Source organism: Microcystis sp. M53602_WE12, assembly GCF_030065455.1.
In the GTDB taxonomy this organism is placed as follows: Bacteria; Cyanobacteriota; Cyanobacteriia; order Cyanobacteriales; family Microcystaceae; genus Microcystis; species Microcystis aeruginosa.
On record NZ_JASJFB010000286.1, the window covers coordinates 1 to 6,109 of the forward strand.

The window sequence follows — 6,109 nt, forward strand, 5'->3', positions numbered from 1 at the left end:
GGCTGACAGCACCAGATAGTAGTCTCAACCGCTACTTCTGTTGGTCCATAAGCGTTATATAATTCACAGTTTAACTGCTGAAAAAATCGTTGATTGAGTTCATAAGATAAGGCTTCTCCCCCGACAATTACTCGTTTTAAACAGTGGCAATCTTTGCTCTTGGGATGTTGCAGAAAAACTCGCAATATTGAGGGAACACAAGTGAAACAAGTTACTTGTTCTTGCACAATTAAATCTATTAAATAATCTATATCTTTATACCCGTCAGGTTTAGCCACGACTAGGGTAGCACCAGATGTTAAAGATGAGAAAACTTCCCAAACTGAAACATCAAAACTAAAGGGAGTAATTTGGAGAATGCGGTCTTCAGAGTTAAGATTATAATTGTCAATATTGTCTTTTAGAGTATTGCAAATTCCTTGATGAATATTCATCACACCTTTAGGTTTTCCCGTTGAACCCGAAGTGTATATAACATAAGCTAAATTTTCTGGTTTAACTGGAGAGGTCAAATTCTCTTGACTATAATTAGCTATCTTTAACCAATCTGTATCTAAACACAGTATTTCGGGGCAATTTTCTGGTAGAGATTGAACTAAAGATTGCTGAGTTAACAACAGAGAGATAGCTGAATCAGATATCATATAATCCAAGCGCTCAGGGGGATAATTAGGATCCAAAGGAACATAAGCTCCCCCGGCTTTAATAATTCCCAATATTCCGATGAGCATCTCAAAAGAACGCTCAATAAAAATCCCCACTAATACTTCTGAAGTTACGCCTTTTTCTTGTAAATAGTGACCGACTTGATTAGCTCGATTATTTAACTCTCGATAGGTCAATTTTTTGCCCTCAAAAATAATAGCTATTGCCTCGGGATTATCTCTAACTTTTTCTTCAAATAACTGGTGCAGACACTGTTGAGAATAAGCGACTTCGGTTTGATTCCACTCTATTAGTAATTGATGCCGTTCTTCAGGGGTTAATAAATTAATCTCAGATAATTTACAATCGGGATTCTGAATTACACTTTCAATAATTTGTAAAAAGTGACCGCTCATTCTGGCGATAGTTTCAGGCAAAAATAAATCCGGCTCATATTCAATAGCTAATGTAAGATTATGACTATCTTCAAAGAAGCTCCAAGTCATATCAAATTGAGCCATCCGTGGTTTTAAGGGATAAGGTTGATGTTCCAAACCAGGAATTTTTAAGACAGTTTTGCTTTCTTTACTCAGTAGAGAAAACATGACATCAAATAAGGGATTTCTGGACAAATCACGTTCTAAATTGAGAGCGGATACTAATTTATCAAAAGGATAATCACGATATTCATAAGCATCAAGACAGGTGTTAGTTACTTCCCCTAAGACTTGCTTAAAAGTTACTCCCTCTGGTAATAAAGTTCTTAAGGCCAAGGTGTTAACATAAAACCCGATCTGGTTTTCTAAATCAGGATGATTTCGTGCTGAAATAGGGATACCAACCACTAAATCCCGTTGGCCGGTGTGGCGGTAGAGTAATATTTTAAAGAAAGTCAGTAGGGTAATAAATAGAGTCGTCTGATTTCGAGTTGCAAAGGTTTGTAATTGTTGGCTAAGACTCTCACTAAATTGATAAGTGTAGGAAGCCGCTTGAGAAGATTTTACTTGAGGTCGAGGGAAGTCTATCGGTAAGTTTAAGATAGGGGGATGTTCGGAAAAAACCTCACACCAATACTCATGTTGTTCTCTAACTTCTTCACTTTCTAACCACTGATTTTGCCATGCCGCATAATCTTTATACTGTAGAGTAAGAGGGGGTAATTCAGCTTTTTTTTGTTGAGTATAAGCAGAGTATAATATAAAGAACTCTTGAAAGATAATATCAAGTGATTGTGCATCCCCAATAATATGATGGACAGTCAAACCAAAGATAAATTCTTCTGACTTAATCTGCACCAATAAGACCCGAATAAGGGGCAACTTTTCTAAACTAAAAGGTAAATTTGCCGACTCTTGAATTAAATCATCTGCCAAGAGTTCAGCATCTTTTTCTGCTCTTAAATCTTTAAAAATGATTAACTGTTCTGTGGGGATTTCCTCATGAATAACTTGCTTAATATTGCCTCCAACACTGGCAAAAGTGGTTCTGAGAATTTCATGACGGTTCACCAGTTCTTGAAAGGATGCTGTTAATATAGAAACATCTAACTTGCCATTAATTCTCATGGCAAGCCTAATATTATAAGCACTAGAAGATTCGCTGATATGCTGCAAAATCCAAAGCCTTCTTTGACCGTGAGAGACTTGGTAATATTTTTGTTTTTCCAGTGGGTTAATTGAGTCAGATTGTGGTAAGTTGATCATCGTTTTTGTCGGGATTGAATTAATACAGCTTGTTCTTTTAAAGTATTATGGGTAAAAATTTCCCGTAATCGGAGAGAAACTCCAAATTGATTACGGATTTGTGACACTAAGCGCATCGCCTTCAGACTGTTTCCTCCTAGTTCAAAAAATGACTGATTACTGTTACTAACTTCTGCTTCTAATAACTCACCCCAAAGGGAAGCTAATAAAGCTTCTTGTGGATTAAAATCTGGGACTTGGTTAGTTGAGTCAGTAATATTTTCTTCGGGTTTTGGCAAAGCTAGACGATGAATTTTTCCATTGGGTAACAAGGGAAAAGCTTCTAACCGCATTAAAAAGCTAGGCTGCATATAAATCGGTAAGAGTTGCTTTAATTTACCTCGAATATATTCCTGATGAACTGTATCCTCGGCTTGATAATAAGCAATTACGTTTACTAATTCCTCCTTTTTATTAGCCATAACTAAGGCTTTTTCTACTCCCTCAATCCCACTGAGGACATCTTCAATCTCTCCTAATTCAATCCGTACCCCATTTAATTTAATTTGATTGTCACTGCGTCCTATTACTTCTAAAGTTAGATCAGGAAGCAGTCTGCCTAAGTCTCCAGTACGATAAACTATATCCCTCCCCCCATTCAAAGGATTAGGCACAAAAACTGAATGAGTTAAGCTTTCATCTTGATAATAACCTTTGGTTAAATAGGGGGATTTAACGAACACTTCTCCTACTTCTCCTATTGCCCTGGCGCGATTTCCATCAACCACTGCATAAGCGGCATCTGGCAAAGTTTGACCACCCGGAACCCGTTCATAGGGAATATTATTAGGGTTAGGAATTCGATAAAAATGCTTAACAAATGTAGTTTCACTTGCCCCATAAATATTCACAAATTCTGTCTGAGAGCCAAAAATTTGATGCCATTCAGCCAGTTCTTTCACAAATAAAGGCTCTCCTCCTAAGACAAAAATTCGCAAACTTTTCAGGAGATTATGTGCATTAATTAAACCACGCCCCATCTTTAAAAATAGACGCATTACCGAGGGGACAGTGTGTAGTAAGTTAATTTTCCATTCTCCTATTCGCAGTAATAAAAGCTCTAAGTCTTCTCGCTCTGTACTCTCTGGAATATACAGAGTTCCCCCTGAGCATAAAGTCACACAGGTTTCCCTCAAATAAGCATCAAAATTAATTTGAGCAATTTGTAAACAGCGCCAACTTTCATTAATGCCAAATTCCCGTTTTTCCCAATCAATGAAATGACGTAAGCTGCCGTGACTGCCTAAGATTGCTTTAGGTTCACCGGTTGAGCCAGAAGTAAACATAATATAATTAGAATCATCAGCATCCGGCATAGCTAGAAGGGGTTGCAGTTTGCTTAATTGGCAAGGAAACTCTTGATAATCCATGCCATTCCACTGATGATATTGCTGAATTTTATGAGCCTTAACCACTAAGATATGAGGCGGTTTTTCTAATGCGGATAGTTGGGGTTTAATCCCCTCTAAATTCTCAGCAGCAACTAAGATAATTTCGGGGCTAGTTTTAATCATCATGCGTTGCCGGCGCTCCTCTGGTTCATCTAAACGTAGAGGTAAATAGATTCCTCCGGCTTTAAATACTGCCAGCATAGCGATTAACTGACGATAATCTCCTTCTAGGAGAACACCACAAACCTTATCTTTTTCCACGCCTAATTCTTTTAAGGCATAAGCCCAAAAGTTAGTTAGTTCATGTAATTCTTGATAGCTAAATTTACCCCCTGGATAAATAATCGATGTTTTCTCCGGTTTGGCTGCAACTTGGTCAATAAAATCATGGATAATAGTACGGGTTTCTAAGCGAGGAATAGGATTGATAAAATTGGCAATAAAAGCGGTTTCTGCTGCCGATAACAAAGAAATGTCTTTGACGGGTTGGGCGGGGTTAGATAGCATTTCATTCAAGAGTTTATCGAAGTGAATGAGACATTTTTTCATCCTCTCCTCTTGGAATAAGTCGGTGTTATAAATTAGCTCTAATCTGAGTTTTTCCTGATCTTCACTAAACACAAAAGATAGATCAAACTTACTGGTCGGGGTCAGGGAATCTAGAGATTTTATTTGTATATTTTCCAAGCCTACAGGTTGATCAAAATTTTGCAGAAGGACTAATATATCAAACAAGGGAGTGCGGTTAATTTCTCTAGAAACAGCTAATTTTTCTACTAAAATATCAAAGGGATAATCGGAATGTTCTAAGGCTTCGGTAACGGTTTGACGAACCTTTGCGAGTAGATTTTTGTAGCCTTTTTCGGGTTCAATTTGGTCACGAATAACTAAGGTATTGAGAAATAAACCGATTAGAGATTGCAGTTGAGGATGGCTTCTGGTGGCGATTTCTGTACCAATAGTAATATCATGTTGACCACTGTAGCGATACAGTAATATTTTGACAGCCGCTACCAATGCCATGAATAGGGTGATTTCGTTTTCCTGACAAATTTTTCTTAATTTAGAAATCGTTTCTCGGTCAAATGTCCAGCTTAAATGAGAACCCTTAAACGTCTTTATTTGGGGACGTTTAAAGTCTGTCGGTAAGTGAACTCTGGTCAGTTGTCCATTGTCCAGTTTTTGCCGCCAGTAATCTAGGTTTTGGGGATTATTTTCGCTTCTTAAAAGATTATTTTGCCATCCTGCATAATCTTTATATTGTATCGGCAATGGCTCTATACTAGGCTGTAATCCTTTGGCTAAATCAGAGTAGTATTGTAAGCATTCTTTAGCTAACAAACTCATTGACCAACCATCACAGATAATATGATGAATTTCTAACTCTAAAATATATTCATTCGGAGATAGTTTATAAATCTTAGAGCGCACCAGGGGACTTTTCTCTAAGTCAAACGGTTTTCTCTCTTTTGCAATCGTTTCTAGGATTTCTTCATCAGGTTTATTTGTCCAGTCTTTAAATTCCCAATCAAAAGGACGATTTTGCAGGATTTTCTGTTGTGGTTCACCGTTAATTAAAATGAAAGATGTCCGCAGGGATTCATGACGGGAAATCAATAATTGTATGGCTTTTTCAAAGACATCTGGGCTAAAATCTCCTGCTATTTTGAGGGTGGAAACAATATGATAAGCTACATTATTGAGATCCATCTGTTGCAAGACATAGAAACGTCTCTGAGCATGGGATGTTTCGTAGGTTTCTTGTGCAGATACAAGGGGAATAGTGGCTACCGTCAGAGGGGTAACAGTGCTTAATAATGCTGCTTGTTCAGCAATGGTAGGATGAGCAAATACTTGTTTAATGGGCAAAGATTGCCCTAACTTTTCCTGAATTTTACTCACTAGAGAAATAGCTTTTAAGCTATGTCCTCCTAACTCAAAGAAGTTGTCACTAACCCCTATTTTGGATACCTGAAGAACATCTTGCCAAATCTGAGCTAAGAGGCTTTCTTTTTGATTTCTTGGGGCTATATAAGCAGATTCAATAATTGATGTCTCATCGGGGATAGGTAATTTTTTTCTGTCTATCTTGCCATTGTTATTTAAGGGAAAATCCGACAACAGGACAAAGGCAGAAGGCACCATATAAGCGGGGAGTTGCTGCTGTAAGAAACGACGCAGATCCTGAGGAGTTAATAAAGTATCTTTTCTGATTACATAAGCAACTAACCGTTGATTATATAAGGTATCTTCCCGCATAATCACAACAGTTTGTTCAACGTTGGGATGAGTTTCTAAAACCGTCTGAATTTCTCCTAATTCAATGCGTAA

Annotated in this window: 2 protein-coding genes; both read right to left on the reverse strand. The window is 37.6% G+C overall.

What is annotated here, in order from left to right; translation table 11 throughout:
• On the reverse strand, positions 1 to 2,348 hold a 2,348-nt coding region (locus tag PX482_RS10340; RefSeq protein ID WP_288025284.1), incomplete at its 3' end, for a non-ribosomal peptide synthetase.
• Positions 2,345 to 6,109 (reverse strand): condensation domain-containing protein (locus tag PX482_RS10345; RefSeq protein ID WP_288097006.1); only part of this gene is annotated, 3,765 nt, incomplete at its 5' end. The genes PX482_RS10345 and PX482_RS10340, both read right to left, overlap by 4 nt.